Origin of the sequence: Saccharothrix sp. NPDC042600 (assembly GCF_040647305.1) — a bacterium.
Lineage (GTDB): Bacteria > Actinomycetota > Actinomycetes > Mycobacteriales > Pseudonocardiaceae > Actinosynnema > Actinosynnema mutabilis.
Genome location: NZ_JBEZBW010000037.1, coordinates 37089 through 54479 on the forward strand (window position 1 = coordinate 37089; position 17391 = coordinate 54479).

At 73.5% G+C, this 17391-nt stretch carries 18 protein-coding genes; 11 read left to right on the top strand and 7 right to left on the bottom strand.

Annotated elements, in window-relative coordinates; all coding sequences use genetic code 11:
* Nucleotides 1-23 precede the first annotated feature (23 nt).
* From AB0A74_RS22235 to AB0A74_RS22255, 5 genes are all read left to right on the top strand, one after another.
* Nucleotides 24-686 (top strand): HAD family phosphatase, encoded by a 663-nt coding sequence (locus tag AB0A74_RS22235; protein ID WP_358252086.1) that lies wholly within the window; start codon nucleotides 24-26, stop codon nucleotides 684-686.
* Entirely contained in the window at nucleotides 683-1699 is a 1017-nt protein-coding gene (locus tag AB0A74_RS22240) for a phosphotransferase family protein (RefSeq protein ID WP_358252087.1), read from the top strand. Before AB0A74_RS22235 ends, AB0A74_RS22240 begins: the two co-directional genes overlap by 4 nt.
* Nucleotides 1699-2910, top strand: a complete 1212-nt coding sequence (locus AB0A74_RS22245) for an acyl-CoA dehydrogenase family protein (RefSeq protein WP_358252088.1) — start codon at nucleotides 1699-1701, stop codon at nucleotides 2908-2910. Before AB0A74_RS22240 ends, AB0A74_RS22245 begins: the two co-directional genes overlap by 1 nt.
* Nucleotides 2911-3247: 337 nt before the next feature.
* Entirely contained in the window at nucleotides 3248-3568 is a 321-nt protein-coding gene (locus AB0A74_RS22250) for a hypothetical protein (protein WP_358252090.1), read from the top strand.
* A gap of 101 nt (nucleotides 3569-3669) precedes the next feature.
* On the top strand, nucleotides 3670-4500 hold the full coding sequence (locus tag AB0A74_RS22255) for a M55 family metallopeptidase (RefSeq protein ID WP_358252092.1): 831 nt from the start codon (nucleotides 3670-3672) through the stop codon (nucleotides 4498-4500).
* Here the strand turns inward: AB0A74_RS22255 and AB0A74_RS22260 are convergent.
* A complete protein-coding gene (locus tag AB0A74_RS22260) occupies nucleotides 4491-5345 on the bottom strand; it encodes a helix-turn-helix domain-containing protein (protein WP_358252094.1) in 855 nt (284 codons plus the stop codon). The two genes, AB0A74_RS22255 and AB0A74_RS22260, sit on opposite strands and share 10 nt — an antisense overlap.
* Nucleotides 5346-5407: 62 nt before the next feature.
* Between AB0A74_RS22260 and AB0A74_RS22265 the strand changes: the two genes are divergently transcribed.
* Nucleotides 5408-6742 carry a DegT/DnrJ/EryC1/StrS family aminotransferase gene (locus AB0A74_RS22265; protein WP_358252096.1) on the top strand — a complete coding sequence of 445 codons (1335 nt, stop codon included), beginning with the start codon at nucleotides 5408-5410 and terminating at the stop codon, nucleotides 6740-6742.
* Here the strand turns inward: AB0A74_RS22265 and AB0A74_RS22270 are convergent.
* Nucleotides 6739-7695 carry a YafY family protein gene (locus tag AB0A74_RS22270; protein WP_358252098.1) on the bottom strand — a complete coding sequence of 319 codons (957 nt, stop codon included), beginning with the start codon at nucleotides 7693-7695 and terminating at the stop codon, nucleotides 6739-6741. The two genes, AB0A74_RS22265 and AB0A74_RS22270, sit on opposite strands and share 4 nt — an antisense overlap.
* Before the next feature lie 63 nt (nucleotides 7696-7758).
* Between AB0A74_RS22270 and AB0A74_RS22275 the strand changes: the two genes are divergently transcribed.
* The 4 genes from AB0A74_RS22275 to AB0A74_RS22290 are packed head-to-tail and all read left to right on the top strand — an operon-like array spanning nucleotide 7759 to nucleotide 11603.
* The gene (locus AB0A74_RS22275) at nucleotides 7759-8847 is read left to right on the top strand and encodes an epoxide hydrolase family protein (RefSeq protein WP_358252100.1); all 1089 of its coding nucleotides are present in this window, start codon (nucleotides 7759-7761) and stop codon (nucleotides 8845-8847) included.
* Entirely contained in the window at nucleotides 8844-9899 is a 1056-nt protein-coding gene (locus AB0A74_RS22280; RefSeq protein WP_358252102.1) for a winged helix DNA-binding domain-containing protein, read from the top strand. Before AB0A74_RS22275 ends, AB0A74_RS22280 begins: the two co-directional genes overlap by 4 nt.
* A 55-nt stretch (nucleotides 9900-9954) precedes the next feature.
* Nucleotides 9955-10476 carry a TetR family transcriptional regulator gene (locus AB0A74_RS22285; protein ID WP_358252104.1) on the top strand — a complete coding sequence of 174 codons (522 nt, stop codon included), beginning with the start codon at nucleotides 9955-9957 and terminating at the stop codon, nucleotides 10474-10476.
* Nucleotides 10473-11603, top strand: a complete 1131-nt coding sequence (locus AB0A74_RS22290; protein ID WP_358252105.1) for an FAD-dependent monooxygenase — start codon at nucleotides 10473-10475, stop codon at nucleotides 11601-11603. The genes AB0A74_RS22285 and AB0A74_RS22290 overlap by 4 nt, the downstream gene beginning before the upstream one ends.
* Here the strand turns inward: AB0A74_RS22290 and AB0A74_RS22295 are convergent, their stop codons facing one another.
* The 3 genes from AB0A74_RS22295 to AB0A74_RS22305 all read right to left on the bottom strand — a co-directional run bounded on the left by AB0A74_RS22295 (nucleotide 11604) and on the right by AB0A74_RS22305 (nucleotide 14571).
* Nucleotides 11604-12839, bottom strand: coding sequence for a hypothetical protein (locus AB0A74_RS22295; RefSeq protein WP_358252107.1), 1236 nt, complete (start codon nucleotides 12837-12839; stop codon nucleotides 11604-11606). It lies immediately after the preceding gene.
* 166 nt (nucleotides 12840-13005) lie between these two features.
* Nucleotides 13006-13542, bottom strand: coding sequence for a hypothetical protein (locus tag AB0A74_RS22300; RefSeq protein ID WP_358252109.1), 537 nt, complete (start codon nucleotides 13540-13542; stop codon nucleotides 13006-13008).
* A 108-nt stretch (nucleotides 13543-13650) separates the two neighbouring features.
* Nucleotides 13651-14571 carry a hypothetical protein gene (locus AB0A74_RS22305; protein WP_358252111.1) on the bottom strand — a complete coding sequence of 307 codons (921 nt, stop codon included), beginning with the start codon at nucleotides 14569-14571 and terminating at the stop codon, nucleotides 13651-13653.
* Between the two features lie 90 nt (nucleotides 14572-14661).
* Between AB0A74_RS22305 and AB0A74_RS22310 the strand changes: the two genes are divergently transcribed.
* On the top strand, nucleotides 14662-15639 hold the full coding sequence (locus tag AB0A74_RS22310; RefSeq protein WP_358252113.1) for a GNAT family N-acetyltransferase: 978 nt from the start codon (nucleotides 14662-14664) through the stop codon (nucleotides 15637-15639).
* A gap of 25 nt (nucleotides 15640-15664) precedes the next feature.
* Here the strand turns inward: AB0A74_RS22310 and AB0A74_RS22315 are convergent, their stop codons facing one another.
* Both AB0A74_RS22315 and AB0A74_RS22320 read right to left on the bottom strand, forming a co-directional pair.
* Entirely contained in the window at nucleotides 15665-16402 is a 738-nt protein-coding gene (locus AB0A74_RS22315) for a VOC family protein (RefSeq protein ID WP_358252114.1), read from the bottom strand.
* A 10-nt stretch (nucleotides 16403-16412) separates the two neighbouring features.
* Complete coding sequence (locus AB0A74_RS22320; protein ID WP_358252116.1) at nucleotides 16413-17306, bottom strand: LysR family transcriptional regulator; 894 nt, start codon at nucleotides 17304-17306, stop codon at nucleotides 16413-16415.
* Between the last annotated feature and the right edge of the window lie 85 nt (nucleotides 17307-17391).

Consider the following 17391-nt stretch of genomic DNA (forward strand, 5'->3'; position numbering starts at 1 on the left):
CGACCGGTCGGTACCCTCGCGGCGTGGCTGAAACGGACCGACGCGTCGACGCGGTGGTGCTGGACTGGGGCGGCGTGCTCACCGTGTCCGTCCCCGCGTTCATCGAGGACTGGCTGACCCGCGAGAACATCGACCGCGAGCGCTACGGCGCGACCATGCGCGGCTGGATGGGGCGTGAGGCCGCCCCCGACAACCCGGTGTTCCGGCTGGAGACCGGCGAGCTGTCCACCGACGAGTTCGAGGCGCTGCTGGCGGCCGAACTGGTCACCCTCGACGGCCGCGAGATCGCCGCCAAGGGCCTGCTGCGCCGCATGTTCGGCAGCGCCACCCCCGACCCCGCGATGGTCGGGCTGGTCCGCGGCATCCGCGCGGCCGGCGTCCCCACCGTGCTGCTGTCCAACAGCTGGGGCGAGGGCTACCCCGAGGACCTGCTGCTGGAGCTGTTCGACACCGTCGTGATCAGCGGGCGGATCGGGCTGCGCAAGCCCGACCCCGCCATCTTCACCCACACCCTCGACCTCATCGGCGTGCCCGCCCACCGCTGCGTGTTCCTCGACGACGCCCCGGTCAACGTCGAGGGCGCCCGCGCCGTCGGCCTGCACGCCCACCGGCACACCGACGCCGAGTCCAGCCGCGCCGTCCTGGCCGACCTGCTCGGGCACGACCCCCTGGGAGCCGACCTGTGAGCAGCCCCGCCACCGACCTGCCCGGCCTGGACCTGCACCGCCTCGCCGCCCACCTCGGCACCCCGCCGCTGACCGGCGAACTGATCCCCGGCGGCCGGTCCAACCTCACCTACCGCGTCACCGACGGCGCGCGCCGCTGGGTGCTGCGCCGCCCGCCGCTGGGCCACGTCCTGGCCACCGCCCACGACATGGCCCGCGAACACCGCGTCATCGCCGCGCTGGCCGGCACCGACGTCCCCGTGCCGGGGGTCGAGCACCTGTGCGAGGACCCCGACGTGCTCGGCGCGCCGTTCTACCTCATGCAGGAGATGCCCGGCACCGCCCTGCGCCACCGCGACCAGTGCCCGTGGCTGACCCCCGACGCGGCCCGCGCCCTGTCCCACCGGCTGGTCGACGTGCTGGCCGACCTGCACGCCGTGGACCCCGCCGCGGTCGGTCTGGCCGACTTCGGCCGCCCCGAAGGGTTCCTGCGCCGCCAGGTCACCCGCTGGGGCAAGCAGCTCGACGCCTCCCGCAGCCGCGAGCTGCCCGGCATCGACGAGCTGCGCGCCCGGCTGGCCGACACCGTCCCCGACTCGCCGCGCGCCACGATCGTGCACGGCGACTACCGCCTGGACAACGTCCTGGTCACCGCCGACCCCGTGGACGTCAGCGCCGTCCTGGACTGGGAGATGGCCACCCTCGGCGACCCGCTGGCCGACCTGGGCCTGCTGCGCGTCTACTGGACCGGCGTCGGCCTGGACGACGACCCCGTCACCGGCACCGTGCTGGGCCTGCCCGGCTTCGCCACCGCCGACGAGCTGACCGAGCGCTACGCCGCCCGCAGCGGCGCGGACGTGTCCGGACTGGGCTGGTACACCGCGTTCGCCTACTTCAAGCTCGCCGTGATCCTCGAAGGCATCCACTTCCGCTTCACCACCGGCAAGACGGTCGGGGCGGGATTCGACCAGATCGGGAACCTCACCCTGCCGCTGGTCCGGCAGGGGCTCGCCGCCACCGGAGGAGTGCGCTGATGGACTTCGCCTACGACGCCAAGACCGAAGAGCTGCGGCAGAAGCTGCTGCGGTTCATGGACGAGCACGTCCACCCGGCCGAGGAGGTCGCCCACCGCCAACTCGCCGAAGCGGCCGACCCGTGGGCCCGCCCGCCGGTGATCGAGGACCTCAAGGCCGAAGCGCGCCGCCAGGGCCTGTGGAACCTGTTCCTGCCCGACGCCGAGCACGGCGCGGGCCTGACCAACCTGCAGTACGCGCCGCTGGCCGAGATCACCGGCCGCAGCCCGCACCTGGCCCCGGAGGCGCTCAACTGCGCCGCGCCCGACACCGGGAACATGGAGGTGCTGGCCATGTTCGGCACCGAGCAGCAGAAGAAGCAGTGGCTGCGGCCCCTGCTCGACGGCGAGATCCGCTCCGCGTTCTGCATGACCGAACCCGACGTCGCCTCCTCCGACGCCACCAACATCGCCACCCGCATCGAACGCGACGGCGACCACTACGTCGTCAACGGCACCAAGTGGTGGTCCTCGGGCGCGATGGCCCCCAACTGCGCCATCTTCATCGTGATGGGCAAGACCGATCCCGACGCCGAACGCCACCGCCAACAAGCGATGATCCTGGTGCCGCGCGACACGCCGGGCGTGCACGTCAAGCGCGGCATGCACGTCTTCGGCTACACCGACGCCTCCCACGGCGGCCACGCCGAGATCGTGTTCGACAACGTCCGCGTCCCGGCCGAGAACCTCATCGCCGGCGAGGGCGAGGGCTTCGCCATCGCCCAGGCCCGCCTCGGCCCCGGCCGCATCCACCACTGCATGCGCCTGATCGGCATCGCCGAACGAGCCCTGGAACTCATGTGCCGCCGCGCGGTCTCCCGGGTCGCGTTCGGGCAGCCCATCGCCCGGCAGGGCGTGGTCCAGGAGTGGATCGCCGAAGCGAGGGTCCGCATCGAACAGGCCCGCCTGCTCGTGCTCAAGACGGCGTGGCTGATGGACACCGTCGGCAACAAGGGCGCGCACACCGAGATCCAGGCCATCAAGATCGCCACCCCGCTGATGGCCGAATGGGTGGTCGACAAGGCCATCCAAGCCCACGGCGCGGGCGGCGTCTCCCAGGACTTCCCCCTGGCCGACCTGTGGGCCCAGGCCCGAACCCTGCGCCTGGCCGACGGCCCCGACGAGGTCCACCGCATGTCCCTGGCCAAGCGGGAGCTGAAGAAGTACCTGTAAGCCACCCCTTTGGTGTGCCCGGCATGCTCTCTACCGGGCACACCAAAGGGCTGCCGCTCCACCGACCATCGAGAAGTACCTAACGCCGACCGCAACTCCCTTGGTGGTTCGTCTTCCCATCAACCACTGCCGGCCGACGGCGGTCACGGCCGTCGCCAAGCCCGCGGTAGCACTGAACGCCGGGCCAAGGGGGACAGCATCAGCATCCCCGCAGCGCCGATCGCCGCAGGCACCGACGAAGCCCGCACACGGCCTGCCGGTGGAGAGACCCTGCTCCAGCTGGTCCACCGCCGACCGCAGCTCGGTGCGAAACGCCGCGAACGCGTCGTCCTGTCTGGTGGCAATCGCATTGGCGATGCTGAGCGACTTCGTCGACAGGTTCGGCACATTCCCCACCTCGAACCGGGCGAGATGTCGCGTTTCCCATCATCCGAGCGGCAGCACCAAGGTTCGGCGCGGCGAGCCGGCTGTCCAGCAACTGCTCGGCCAAGCGCAGCTCAACGGCACCGCGAACGCAAGATCGCTGCTCGGCTCCTGCGCGCAGACGGCGAACTGCCAGGAAATCTCGATCACCGCTGCGGTCAGTCGACGCACCGCTTCGGCGGACGTCGCGACGTCGGGCAGCGCTGCCACCGGTAGGCGGCGCTGTCACCGGTAGGCGGCGCTGTCACCGGTAGGCGGCGCTGTCACCGGTAGGCGGCGCTGTCACACCCCGTCACCCGGTGGTGCGGGCGGTGCGGGGAGCCCTAGGTTGGCGGTATGCGGAGGATCTTGGTGTCGGCCGACATGGAGGGTGCCACCGGCGTCACGTGGACCGACGACGTCCTGCCCGGCACCGAGCCGTGGCAGCGGTTCCGGCGGGTGTTCACAGGAGACGTCAACGCCTGCGTCGAAGGCCTGTTCGCGGGCGGCGCGGACGACGTGCTGGTCAACGAAGCGCACAACGACCAGCGCAACCTCCTGCTGGAGGACCTCGACCCCCGCGCCCGCATGCTCACCGGCCGCCACAAACCCCTGTCGATGATGCAGGGCATCGACTCCGGCGTCGACGGCGTGGTCTTCCTCGGCTACCACGCCGGCGCGGGCGAGGAGGGCGTGCTGGCCCACACCTACCTGGAGAACCAGGTCACCGGCGTGTGGCTCGACGGCGTCCCCGCGAGCGAAGGCCTCCTCAACGCCGCCCTGGCCGCCGAGCACGGCGTCCCGGTCATCATGGTCACCGGCGACGACCGCACCTGCGCCGACGCCGCCACCTGGGCCCCGGACGCCCGGCTCGTCCCCGTCAAGGAGTGCGTCAGCCGCTACGCCGCCATCTGCCTGCCGCCGGCCGTCACCCACCCGCTGATCACCACCGCGGCCCGCGAAGCCACCGCCCGCGCCACCCGCCACGAACCCCGCACCGGCCCGCACCGCGTCGAGGTCGAGTTCGACGCCACCCACCTGGCCGCGGCCGCCGCCGTCGTCCCCACCGTCGAGCTGCTCTCCCCGCGCCGGGTCGGCTTCGACGCCGCCTCCATGACCCTCGCGATGCAGGCCTTCAAGGTCGTCACCGCCATCGCCGCCGGCGCCGTCGAAGGCGTCTACGGCTGACGCCGGCGGGCCAACCGGGCCATCTTCAACGCCAGGTGCAGCTCCAACCGCGCCCGACCGTCCGCCGGGTCACGCCCGGTCAACTCCGCGATGCGCCCCAACCGGTAGTACAGCGACGTCCGGTGCAGGTGCAGCGCCGCCGCCGTCGCCCGCGCGTCGCACCCCGAGTCCAGGTAGGCCTCCAACGTGGCCAGCAACGTCGGCGACAACCCCGCCAACACCTCCCGCGCCGACCCGCCCAACAACAACCGGTACGCGCCCAGCTCCGACCACCGCACCACCCGCGGCAACCCCGGGTCCAGCGCCGAGAGCTCCGCCGCCGCCAACGCCTGCTGGTAGGCCGCCCCGGCCCGCTCCGGCGGGTGCGGCTCGCTCACCCCCACGTGCCCCGGCAGCGCGGGCAGCGGCGCGCCCGGCTCCACCGTCCGCACCACCCGCGGCTCCCAGCCCACCACCACCCGCACCGGCGGGGAATCCCCGCGCACCCGCACCGCCGCCGCCAACGCGGGCAGGTGCGCGGCCACCACCCCTTCGTCCACCTCCGCCCCCAACACCCACAGGAACCCCACCAGCGCCCCGCCGCGCCGCAACGGGAACCCCACCCGCTCGGTGAACCCCAGCTCCGCGTTCGCCGGCACCCGCACCGGCCCGGTCGCCTCGGCCACCCCGTGCCGGTCCTGCCACGCCGCGACCTCCGGCGGCACCCGCCGCGACAGGATCGCCCGCACCCGCGCCGGGTCCACCTCGTCGGTCTGCGCGCTGTGCCCGACCACCCGGCCGGACACGTCGTCCACCGACACCCCGCGCCCCAGCGCCCGCGACAGCTCGTCCAACAGTTCCTGCACTCGACAAATGTAGGAAAACTCCGCGACCCGCGGCGCACACCCGCCCGCCTAGCGTCGAGGACGTGACCACCAGCCGGATCGCCCCGTGGGCCTCGCCGCGCGCCCAGGCCCGACTCGCCGAGGTCGAGGCCGCCGTCTCCGCCGACCTGTCCCCGACGGGGGTGGCCGACACCGTCCGCAAGGCCCTCGACGCCCACGCCGCCCAGGTGGACGACGACGGCATCGTGCTCTACGCGGGCACCAACGTGCTCAGCCCCGCCGCCGCGTCCGCCACCCTGGCGACCCTGTCCAACCGGCCCAGCATGGGCTGGCCCGGCGAGAAGTACCAGGTCGGCCTCGACCACCTCGACACCCTGGAAGTGCTGGCCCCGCTGCTGGTCGCCGACCTCGTGGAAGGCGCGCACGCCGAGGTCCGGCTGCAAAGCGCGACCCTGGCGAACCTGGCCGTCTACACCGCCTTCGCCGAGCCCGGCGACACCATCGCCGTGCTGCCCGAAGCCGCCGGCGGGCACGCCAGCCACCACGCCCAGGGCGTCCCCGGGGTGCGCGGCCTGACCGTGGTGGACCTGCCCTACGACCCCGCCCGCCTGGACCTCGACCACGACCGCCTGCCGGGGTTCCTGCGCGAACACCGGCCGAGGATCGTCGTCATCGGCGCGAGCATGATGCTGTTCCCGCACGACGTCGCCGCCGTCCGCGCCGCCGCCGACGAGGTCGGCGCGATCCTGCTCTACGACGCCTCCCACATGGCCGGGCTCGTCGCCGGCAAGGTGTTCCAGCGCCCCCTGCACGAAGGCGCGCACGTCCTGACCTTCTCCACCTACAAGTCCTTCGGCGGCCCCTCCGGCGGCTGCGTCGTCACCCGCGACCCCGCCCTGGCCCAACGCGTCTCCACCGTCGCCTACCCCGGCATGCTCGCCAACTACGACGCCGGCCGCCTGGGCGCGCTCGCCGTCACCGCCGCCGAACTCGCCGTCCACGGCCCCGCCTACGCCCGCGCCTGCGTCCGCAACGCCCAGACCCTCGCGGCGGCGCTGGCCGACGAGGGGTTCACCGTGGTCGGCCGCGACGGCGAGCACACCCGCTCCCACCACCTCGCGATCGACGCCCACGACCTCGGCGGCGGCGAGGCCGCGGGCCTGCTGCTCGGCGAAGCCGGGATCTACCTGTCCGGAATCGGCCTGCCCTGGCAGCACCCCGACGAGGGGATGCGCGGCCTGCGCATCGGCACCCAGGAGATCACCCGCCGCGGCTTCACCCCCGCCGACCAGCCCGCGATCGCCGACCTCATGCGCCGCGCCCTGCTCGACCGCGAAACCCCTCGACGGGTCCGCGCCGACGCCGTCGCCCTGCGCCGCGAGATCAACGCCCGCCAGGCCGACACCCCCGCGGACTAGGGAGCACCGCCGGGCCGCACCGCCCGCGCGAACCGGTCCGCCAGCGCCCCCACCCGCTCCACCAGCTCCGGCGGACCGGTCACGTGGAAGTCCGCGTCCAGCATCCCCAGGTACACCGCCAGCAACCCCGGCGTGTCCGACCCGACGCTGAGCACGCACCGCCCTTCGTCCACCGCCTCCACCGCCGCCTCCGGGACCTTCGCCGCGACCTCCTGCGCCGGCGCGTGCACCAGCACGTCCGCCCGGAACTTCCACGTCGCCGTCACCAGCCCCCGCGACACGTACGCGGCCAGGTCGGGGGAGGGCAGCTCCCGCGGCGTGAACCGCGGCCCCGTCGGCACCCGCGGCGTCACCCGGTCGGCCCGGAAGGTCCGCCAGTCGCCGCGCTCCAGGTCCCACGCCACCAGGTACCAGCGGCCCCGCGCGTGCACCAGCCGGTACGGCTCGACCCGCCGCGACGACACCGCGCCGTCGTGGGAGGAGTAGTCGAACCGCAGCACCTCCCGCGCCCGGCACGCCGCCCCCAACGCCGTCAGCACCTCCGCCGCCACCGCCGGACCCGACGACGCGGCCGGCACCGTCACCCCGACCAGCCCGTTCACCCGGTGCCGCAGCCGCGACGGCAACACCCGCTCCAGCTTGGCCAACGCCCGCGCCGAGGTCTCCTCGATCCCCGCCACCCCGCGCGCGGTGCGCAGCCCGATCGCCACCGCCACCGCCTCCTCGTCGTCGAGCAGCAACGGCGGCAGCGCCGCGCCCGCCCCCAACCGGTAGCCACCGGCCCGACCCGGTGTCGCGTGCACCGGGTAGCCCAGGCCGCGCAGCCGTTCCACGTCGTTGCGCACGGTCCGCGTGGTCACCGCCAACCGCTGCGCCAACTCCGGCCCCGACCAGTCCCGCGGGGTCTGCAACAACGACAGGAGCCGCAACAGCCGCGCCGAGGTGTCCGTCATACGGCCAATATTGCCGGAAAACGCGGAACGATCCTTTCCGCAATGCCTCCTACCGTGGTCACCATGACGATCACCGAGTTCCGCATCGAGATCCCGCAGACCGACCTGGACGACCTGCGCGACCGCCTCACCCGCACCCGCTGGCCCGTCCAGACCACCACCGGCTGGGAACGCGGCGTTCCCGTCGAGTGGCTGCGCGGGATCACCGACCACTGGGCGCACGAGTACGACTGGCGCGCCCGTGAAGCCGAACTCAACGCCTTCCCGCAGTTCACCACCGACGTCGACGGCCGCCGCGTGCACTTCCTGCACGTCCGCTCCGCCGACCCCGACGCCCCCGCGCTGCTGCTGGTCCACGGCTGGCCCGGCTCGCCGGTCGACTTCACCCGCCTGATCCCGCTGCTGCCCGACTTCCACCTGGTCGTGCCGTCCCTGCCCGGCTTCGGGTTCTCCGACCCCGGCGGCGGCGTCGCCCAGGCCGCGCACGCCCTCGGCGTCGTCATGGAACGCCTCGGCTACGACCGCTACTTCGCGCAGGCCGGCGACGCGGGCGCGGGCGTCATCGGCGCGCTGAGCAACCTGCACCCCGACCGGGTGACCGCCCTGCACGTCAACGGCCCCAGCCCCATGCCGTTCGGCCCGCCGCTGGACCCCGAGCGGTTCACCGGCCGCGACCGCGAGCGCGCCGAGCGGTTCAACGAGCTGCGCCGGACCGGCCTGGGCTACCTCCAGATCCAGACCACCCGCCCGCACACCCTCGGCTACGGCCTGCACGACTCGCCGGTCGCCCAACTGGCGTGGATCGCCGAGAAGTACGCCGAGTGGACCGACCCCGCCCACCCGCTGCCCGACGCCGCGATCGACCGCGACCTGCTGCTGACCAGCGCCAGCGTCCACTGGTTCACCGGCACCGGCGCGACCTCCGCCCAGTTCCTCCACGAGAGCATGAACTCCGCCGACCCGTGGGCCACCCCCGCCGCGCCCACCGGGTTCGCCGTCTTCGCGGGCGACCTCGGCATCCGCGGCCTCTACGACCCCGAGGGCGTGCTGCCGCACTGGACCGAGTACGACCGCGGCGGGCACTTCCCGGCCATGGAGACTCCGGAGCTGTTGGCGGAGGATGTGCGACTGTGGCTCGGGAACTTCAAGTGATCACGCGACGCGGTCTCAACCGCACCCTCCTGCACCGGCAGTCCCTGCTGGAGCGCTCCGACCAGTCCGTCACCGCCATGGTGGAACGGCTGGTCGGGCTGCAGGCCCAGGAACCCTTCTCCGCCTACTACGGCCTGTGGTCCCGGCTGCGCGACTTCGCGCCCGACGACCTCGGCGACCTGCTCACCGACCGGACCGTCGTGCGCGCCCCGCTGCACCGCGCCACGATCCACCTGGTCACCGCCGCCGACCACGCCCGGATCGAACCGCTGCTGCGCGACATGCTGCGCCGCCGGTTCACCTCCTCGCCGTTCAAAGCGGTCCTGCCCGGCCTGGACCTGGAGGAGTTCACCGCCACCGCGCGCGGCCTGCTCGTCGAGCAGCCCCGCACCCGCGCCGACCTCGGCCGCGCCCTCGCCGAGCGGTGGCCCGACCGGGACCCGGACTCCCTGGGCGCCGCCGCGTCCTACCTGCTGGCCGTCGTCCAGATCCCGCCCCGCGGGGTGTGGGGGCGTTCGGGGCGGGCGACGTGGGCGGCGGCCGAGGACTGGCTGGGCGCCCTGGGGTCCGAGGGCGACCTGGAGGAGTTCCTGCGCCGCTACCTGGCCGCGTTCGGCCCGGCCACGGTCAAGGACATGACCCTGTGGTCCGGGCTGACCCGCCTCAAGGACGTCGTGCGCGGCATGGACCTCGCGGTCGTGCACGACGACCAGGGCCGCGAGCTGCTCGACCTGCCCGGCGCGCCGCTGATCGACCCCGACACGCCCGCGCCCGTCCGGTTCCTGCCCGAGTTCGACAACCTCCTGATCGGCCACGACGACCGCACCCGCGTGATCTCCGACGAGGACTACCGGCGGGGGATCGTCATCGGCGGCAAGCCGACCCTGCTGGTCGACGGGTTCGTGCACGGCGTCTGGAGCCTCAAGGACGGCCTGGACGTGCGGATCTTCCGGCCGGTGACCGACGCGCAGCGCGAGGACGTGCTGGAGGAGGGCACGCGGCTGCTCAAGTTCGCCGGCGGCTCGGGGGACGTGCGGATCAGCCCCGCCTGACCACGTTTGGACGATCGTCCAGTACGATCGTCCAAACAACGTCGTGGAGGTGGGGATGACCGTCCGGGACCGGCTGCTCGCGGCAGCCGCCGAGCTCATCGCGGAGAAGGGCTGGGGCGCGGTCAGCACGCGGGTGCTGGCCGACCGGGCCGGCGTGGGGTCGGGGGTGGTGCACTACCACTTCGACTCCACGCGAGCCGTGCTCGTGCAGGCCTCGGTCGGGGCGCTGCGCGCGGCCCTGTCCGGGCTGCCCGCGCTGCTGGAGTCCGCCGCCGACCCCGAGGCGGCCCTGGACGCGCTGCTCGGCGCGCTGGACGAGGCCGGCGGGCGGGACCTGTTCATCGAGACCTTCCTGGCCGCCACCCGCGACGACGAGCTGCGCGCGGCCGTCGCCGACGTGCTGGCGGAGTTCCGGGCGACGCTGGCGGCGTGGCTGGCCGAGCGCGGCGTGCCGACACCGGCGGAGACCGCGGCCGTGCTCGCGGCGGCCGTGGACGGCGTCCTGCTGCACCGCGCGCTGGACCCGGAGCTGTCCCGCGCGGTCGTCGTGCCGGTGCTGGGGAGGGTGCTGCGGTGAAGGTCGTCGTCAGCGGGGCCGGGATCGCCGGCCTCACCCTCGCCCGCCGCCTCGGCGCGGCCGGGCACACCGTCGTCGTCGCCGAACGCGCGCCCGGCCCGCGCCCCGAGGGCTACATGATCGACTTCTTCGGCCCCGGCTACGACGTCGCCGACCACCTGGGCCTGCTGCCGCGCGTGCACGAACTGGGCTACCGGTTCATCGAGGCCGGCTACCACGACGAGACCGGCCGCCGCCGCGCTGGCCTGAACTTCGAACGCTTCGCCCAGACCCTCGACGGCCGCATGACCAGCATCATGCGCCCCGACGTCGAACGCATCCTGCGCGAAGACCTGCCACCGTCGGTGCGGCTGCGCTACGACGCCGCCGTGCGGGCGGTGGACAACCGCGCCGACGGCGTGTCGGTGGCGTTGGCCGACGGCAGCACGGTCGAGGCGGACCTGCTGGTCGGCGCCGACGGCATCCACTCGACCGTGCGGGGACTGGTGTTCGGCGAGGGACACGTCCGCCACCTCGGCTTCCACACCGCGGCGTTCACCTTCACCGACCCGCAGGTGCACGCGCTGGTCGAGGGCCGGTTCTGCCTGACCGACACCGTCGGCCGCCAGGTCGGCTGCTACGGCCTGCGCGACGGCCGGGTGGCGGCGTTCACCGTGCACCGCACCGACGACCCGACCCTGCCCGACGACCCGCAGGCCGCCGTCCGCGAGGCCTATGCCGGGATGGGCTGGATCGTGCCCCGGGTCCTGTCCCACTGCCCGCCGCGGCTCTACTACGACCAGGTCGCCCAAGTGGTCCTGCCGCGGTGGCACAAGGATCGGGTGGTGTTGGTGGGCGACGCCTGCGGGGCGGTCTCCCTGCTGGCCGGCCAAGGCGCTTCGCTGGGCATGGGCGGCGCGTTCGTCCTGGCCGACCACCTGGACGACCTTTCGGCCTACGAACGCCTGTGGCGTCCGGTGGTGGAGGACAAACAACAGGTCGCCCGCAACGGCGCACGCTGGTTCCTGCCGTCCACCACCACGAGACTGCGCGTCCGCCGCGTCGCGATGCGCCTGGCCAGACTCCCGTGGATCGACCGCCGCATAGCCGTCAGCCTGGTGGGCAAACCCACCGCCCTGATCTCCTGACTACTCCGGCCCACCGCCCTGCTCAACCCGGCGGCGAAGCGCGGCCAGCTCGGCTGAGGCCCGATCCCACTGGGCCTCAGCCCGCTCGGCCCGGGCGAGGGTCTGCGCGCGAGCCTCCTCCAACGCCGCGACCCGCTCGGCGGTAACCCGCTCGACCTGCTCCACCCGCTCCCGCGACACCTGCCGCTCCGCCACCAACTCGGCCCGAGCCCGCTCAGCCTCCCGCTCAGCCCGCCCCACCGCGGCCACCGCCCGCTCCACACTCTCGGCCGCCTCGACCCGCGCCTTCTCACCAGCGGCTTCAGCCTCGCCGCGCACCCGCTCCACCAGCGCCTCCGCCTCGGCCCGCGCCCGTTCCACCGCCGCCTCGGCCTCGGCGCGCACCCTGGCCTCCGTCGCCTCGGCCTCGGCGCGCACGCGCTCCACCTCGGCCCGCGCTTGCGCCCGAGCCCGTTCCACCTCGGCGTGTGCCTCCGCCTGGGCGCGCTCCACATCCAGCCGCGCGAGTTCACGGACCTGCTCGACCTCCTTCACCGCCTGCCGCCGCGCCTGCTCGGCCGCCCGCACCGCGTCGGCTTGCGCCCGCTCGACCCGGGCCTCGGCGTCGCGCCGGATCTCCTCGACCACCGCGGCGGCCTCGGTCCGGGCGGCGGCGATGGCGGCTTCCGCCTCCTGCACCGCGGTGGTGGCCTCCGCTCGGGCGGCGTCGCGTTGTTCGAAGGCCAGGGCCGCGTTCCGTTCCGCCTGTTCGGCGGCGCGGACGGCGTCCTCGGTGGTTTCCTCGGCCGCGCGGCGGGCCTGTTCGGCGTCCCGGCGGCGGCGTTCGGCTTTCGCGGCGGCACCTTCGGCCTCGGCGACCTTCCGCGCGGCTTCCGCCTCGGCCGCCTGCACCTGCGCTTCGGCGACCGCCGGGTCGGCGATGGCCGACAACTCGGTGACGGCCGATCCCAGCGTCGCCGACATCTGCTCGGCCAACACCCGGAACCGCTCCAGCAACTCTTCAGCCCTGATCTTGCCCGCGGTCACCCCCTGCGGGCTTTTCGTCACGGTGACGGTTGCATCGCCACCGGACTCCTCCTGCTGAGCCAACCGCTGCCGCTCCCGCCACGCCCGCCACCGCGTGTGCTCCGGCAGATCGCAGTACTCCGAGGGCCGCCCAGGCCCACCACCCCGCAACACCGGCCGCGTGCATCCGGGGTAGTTGCAGGTCGCGGCAGGGCTTTCCGTCGTCGTCACGGCAATATCGTAGCGCTATTTCGTTATTTCAAACGTTACGACACGCTACGCAACGATAAGCGGGTGTGAGAGGATGACTTCCGATAAGTGAACCTTATCGGAAGCTAGCGGGAGGGCGGCGGGCGTTGCGCTGGTAGGCCGTGAGCGAACTGCGCGAAGTGACTGCTCAGCCTGAACCCGGAGTGGGGGGAGAACACTCGACGGGGCGGCCTTCTCGGGGGAACTCGATGGAGCCCAGGCCGGGCGGAGCGTCGATGGTGCCGCGGCTGAAGCCGATGCGGCCCTTGTCCGGCTCGCAGAACTCCAGGCCGCCCTGCCCGCCGACGCCGGGGCGTTCGAGGACCTTGGCCGCGGCTCGCAGCTTGACCCCGGAGGGGTCCTCCCGACGCCAGCCCTCCACGATGCCGGAGGGAGTGAGCGTGGACCCGTAGGACCGGCGCCATTCGGGGATGAACGGGATCAGGGCGTTGTAGTCCCCCGCGCACGCCGCCGCGTGGACTCCCGCGACCGAGCGGGCGCGGTCGGGGTCGAGCGGGGTGCCGTTGGATGAGGTGAGGGCCGGTTGGCCGCACTCCGGCTGGCCGGTCCCGGCTGCCGGGTCCTCGTCGTCGTCCAGGAGGAGGACCACGGCCAGGGTGACGAGCATCGCGACCGCCACGACGGCGAGCGCGAGGTTCAGCCGGCGATGGCGCTGGGACCTCATGCGCGCCGCCTACTCCGCCCGCGCCGCCTCATCCCCGCCGCCGCAACCGCGGGCGCTGCCTCGTCCCGGCCGCCCCTTCCGCCTGTGCGCCTCGTCCGCCGCGCCGCCTCATTCGCACTGCAGCTCCGTCAGAATGCTGCACCGGGTCGCCTTCGCGCCGCTGACGACCCGGAACGAGCCGCCGTCGTCCGGCACGGTCAGCCTGCCGGTCCGACCACCCGCCGACCAGTCGAAGTGCACGATCCAGGTGCAGTCGCACGACTTGGTCGCGGCGTCGGGCAGGAACGTCTCGGCGTCGGTGCTGGTGATCTCGTACGGGAACGCGATCGGATCGACACGCCGGCCCTTGCTCTCGGCTTCCTGCACCGCGTTGGCGTCCACCGGCCGGCCGACGGCCCGGGGCGTCGAGTCGTCCAGGTCCACGTCGACGTACCGGTAGTACTCGGGACCGCCGCACCGCGCGTCGACAACGGTCCCCGGCGGCGGTGGGTTCCGGCTGAGCACCTCGACCTCGATGCCGGTGATCATCACGCTGAGGTCGGCGTGCCGGCCCTGCAAGGTCACCATCACCGAACCCCGGTCGGCGAACGCGCCGCCGGCGAGAGGAGCCGGGTCGGTCCACGACCGGGGCTTGCCCTTCGCGAACAACCCGCGGATCTCGTCGGCCGGCTCAGGGACGAACCAGTCCGACTCGCACGGGCTCGTGACCGGCTTGACCGCCGCGACCAGCGGAACCGGGTCGTCGCCGCTCGCCCGCTCCGGCGGCGCTTTGTCCACCGCCTTGACCAGCAGCACCGCCAACAAGACCACCACGCCGGCCAGGAGCGCCGTGCCGACCCACCCGCCCCGCACGTGGTAGGAGTTCCGCGTCGACCGGTCGGTGTTCTGCGTGACGCCGCCGGTGATGGTCCCCGCCTGCACGGCCGCGGACGGCGATCCGCTCAGCGTGTTGCGCGTTGCCGAGGAACGCTCGACTTCGTCGTCCGGATCGACCCCGCCGGTGCTGCCGCGCGGCGTCGACGGGTCCACCTTGGCAACGTATCAGCCCCGGTGCGTCGGGCCGGGGGAATCCGAAATTCGCTGTCAACGCCGACCCCGTCACGGCTAGCGTGCCGCCGCGTGCCTGCGAACACCACGACCCTCACCTGGCGGCCACTGTCGCGTGACGACGCCAAGGCGTCGGCCGACCTGCTCAACGCGATCGAGGCGGTGGACCGGATCGGTGAGAACTACACCGAGGCCGACACCCTCACCGAACTCGTCGACCCCTACGCGGACCTGGAGCGCGGCAGCCTCGCCGCCTTCGACGGGGACGTGATGGTCGGCTACATGAAGGTCCGCTTCAAGCCGTCCGCCGACGAGGTCCACCGCGTCTTCCTCGACGGAGGCGTGCACCCCGACCACCGCCGCCGGGGTGTGGGCACCAGGCTCGTCCGGGCCGGGGTCGAGGCCGCCAAGGTGCTGCACGACCTGCACCACCCGGGCCGGAAGCTGGCCATCGACGTCCACAAGGCCGAGCACATCGCGGGCCTGGCCGAACTGGTCCGCGCCCACGGCTTCTCCCCCGCCCGCTACTTCCAGCACATGAAGCACCCGCTCGGTGGCGACAGCACGGCCGTGCGACCGCCCGACGGGCTGGACCTCGAAGCCTGGACGCCCGACAACGACGACGACTTCCGCCACGTCCGCAACGAGGCCTACCGCGACTTCTGGGGCGCGTCCCCCATGCCCGCGGACCACTGGCGGAACAAGATCACCAACCAGACGTTCCGCCCCGAGCTGAGCTTCCTGCTCCGCGACGCCGCCACCGGGGCACCGGTGGCGCTGCTCGTGACCATGTACTGGGAGGCCGACACCGCCGCCACCGGCATCCGCGACGCCCACTTCATGGTCATCGGCACCGTGCGCGGCCACCGCCGGCGCGGCGCGGCCACCGCCCTGATCACCCACGCCCTGGCCACCGCCGCCGCGCACGGCTACGACCGCGCGAGTCTCAGCGTGGACTCGGCCGGCCCGACCGGGGCGTCCGGGCTCTTCGAACGGACCGGCTTCACCCCGACGATGCGCTACGTGCGCTGGGCGCTCGAAGTGGACTGACGGCCGCAGGCGTGGCAGCCGCGAGTCAGGCCGGTGTGAGCAGGCAGAACTCGTTGCCCTCCGGGTCGGCCAGGACCGTCCACGGGATGTCGGACTGGTCGATGTCGGGGTCGCGGGCGCCCAGCGCGCGCAGCCGGGCCGCCTCCGCCTCCATGTCGGCCCCGGGATAGGGGCGCACGTCGAGGTGGACGCGGTTCCAGCCGGTCTTGGTGTCGGGGTTGCGGCGGAACACCAGGTACGGGCCGACGTCCCGGGCCGAGCGCAGGGTCGCGTGGTCGTCGGTGACCTCGTGCAGCGTCCAGTCCATCGCCGCGTCCCAGAACCGGGCGATCGCCGCCGGGTCGGCGCTGTCGACCACCACGGCGGCGATCGGCCCGGTGTCGCGGTGCTCCGGGCGGGGGTCCAGGACGCAGAACTCGTTGCCCTCCGGGTCGGCCATGACCGTCCACGGCACGTCGCCCTGCCCCACGTCGGCGAGCGTCGCGCCCAGGTCCCGCAGGCGGGCGACCAGCTCGGCCTGGTGGGCGGTCGAGGTGGTCGCCAGGTCCAGGTGCACCCGGTTCTTGACGGTCTTCGGTTCCGGGTGGGCGATGATGTCGATGCAGACCGCCGTCGGGTCGGGGTAGCTGAAGCCCACGGGTTCGAGGTTGGTCACGCCGGGGCCTTCGCTGTCCACGCCCCAGCCCAGCGCTCGCGCCCAGAACCGGCCGAGCGCGGCGTCGTCGTGGGCCTTCATGTTGATCTGCACGAGTCGGGTCGCCACGCGCAAGATCCTAAAAGGCCTCCCGGCACACCTCGGTGACGGTGGTGCGCAGCCAGTGGTGGGCCGGGTCGGCGTCGAGGCGGGTGTGCCAGAGCAGCGAGACCGTCACCTGCGGGGCCGGGAACGGCAGCGGGAAGGTGTGCAGGTGCTCGCGCAGCGGCGCGGTGTGGCGGGAGGGCACGCTCGCCACCAGGTCCGATGCCCTGGCCAGCGCCAGCGCCGCGCCGAAGCCGTCCACCACGGTCACCACGTCCCGGTGGTGGCCGGTCGGGTGCAGCGCCTCGTCCACCAGGCCCTCGGTCGAACCCCGGCGGGAGACGTTGACGTGGCGGGCGCGGGCGTAGCGCTCGACGGTGACCGGGCCGCCGGCCAGCGGGTGTTCCGGGCGCACCACGCCCACGAACGTGTCGGAGAACAGCGGCGTGTCGAGGATGTCCGGCGGTAGCGGGTCCTCGATCACCGCCGTGTCCAGGTCGATCGAGTCGCGCAGCGGCGCGGGGTCCTTGCCGGCCTTGCGCAGGAACCGCAGCCGCACGCCGGGTGCCGCCGCGCCGACCCGGGCCACCAGCCGCGGGCCGAACGCCTCCACGAACCCGTCGCTGCCGCGGAGGGTGAACGTGCGCGACAGGGTCGCCAGGTCCAGGCGGTGCGCGGGGCTGAGCACCGATTCCGCCTCCCGCACCAGCGCCCGGACGCGGTCGCGCAGCTCCAGCGCCCGGGGCGTCGGGACCAGGCCCCGCCCGGCCTTGACCAGCAACGGGTCGCCGGTCGCGCGGCGCAGCCGGGCCAGGGCGCGGCTCATCGCGGACGGGCTGAGCGCCAGCCGGCGCCCGGCCCCGGTCACGCTGCCCTCCTCCAACAGGACGTCGAGGGTGATCAACAGGTTCAGGTCGGGGCGCGCCACGAGTCGCGACGATACCTGGCGTCGCGTGCACAGGTGCGTTGCCATCTTTGCGTCTTCCGGCATGTCCGGGCCGGACCTACGTTCC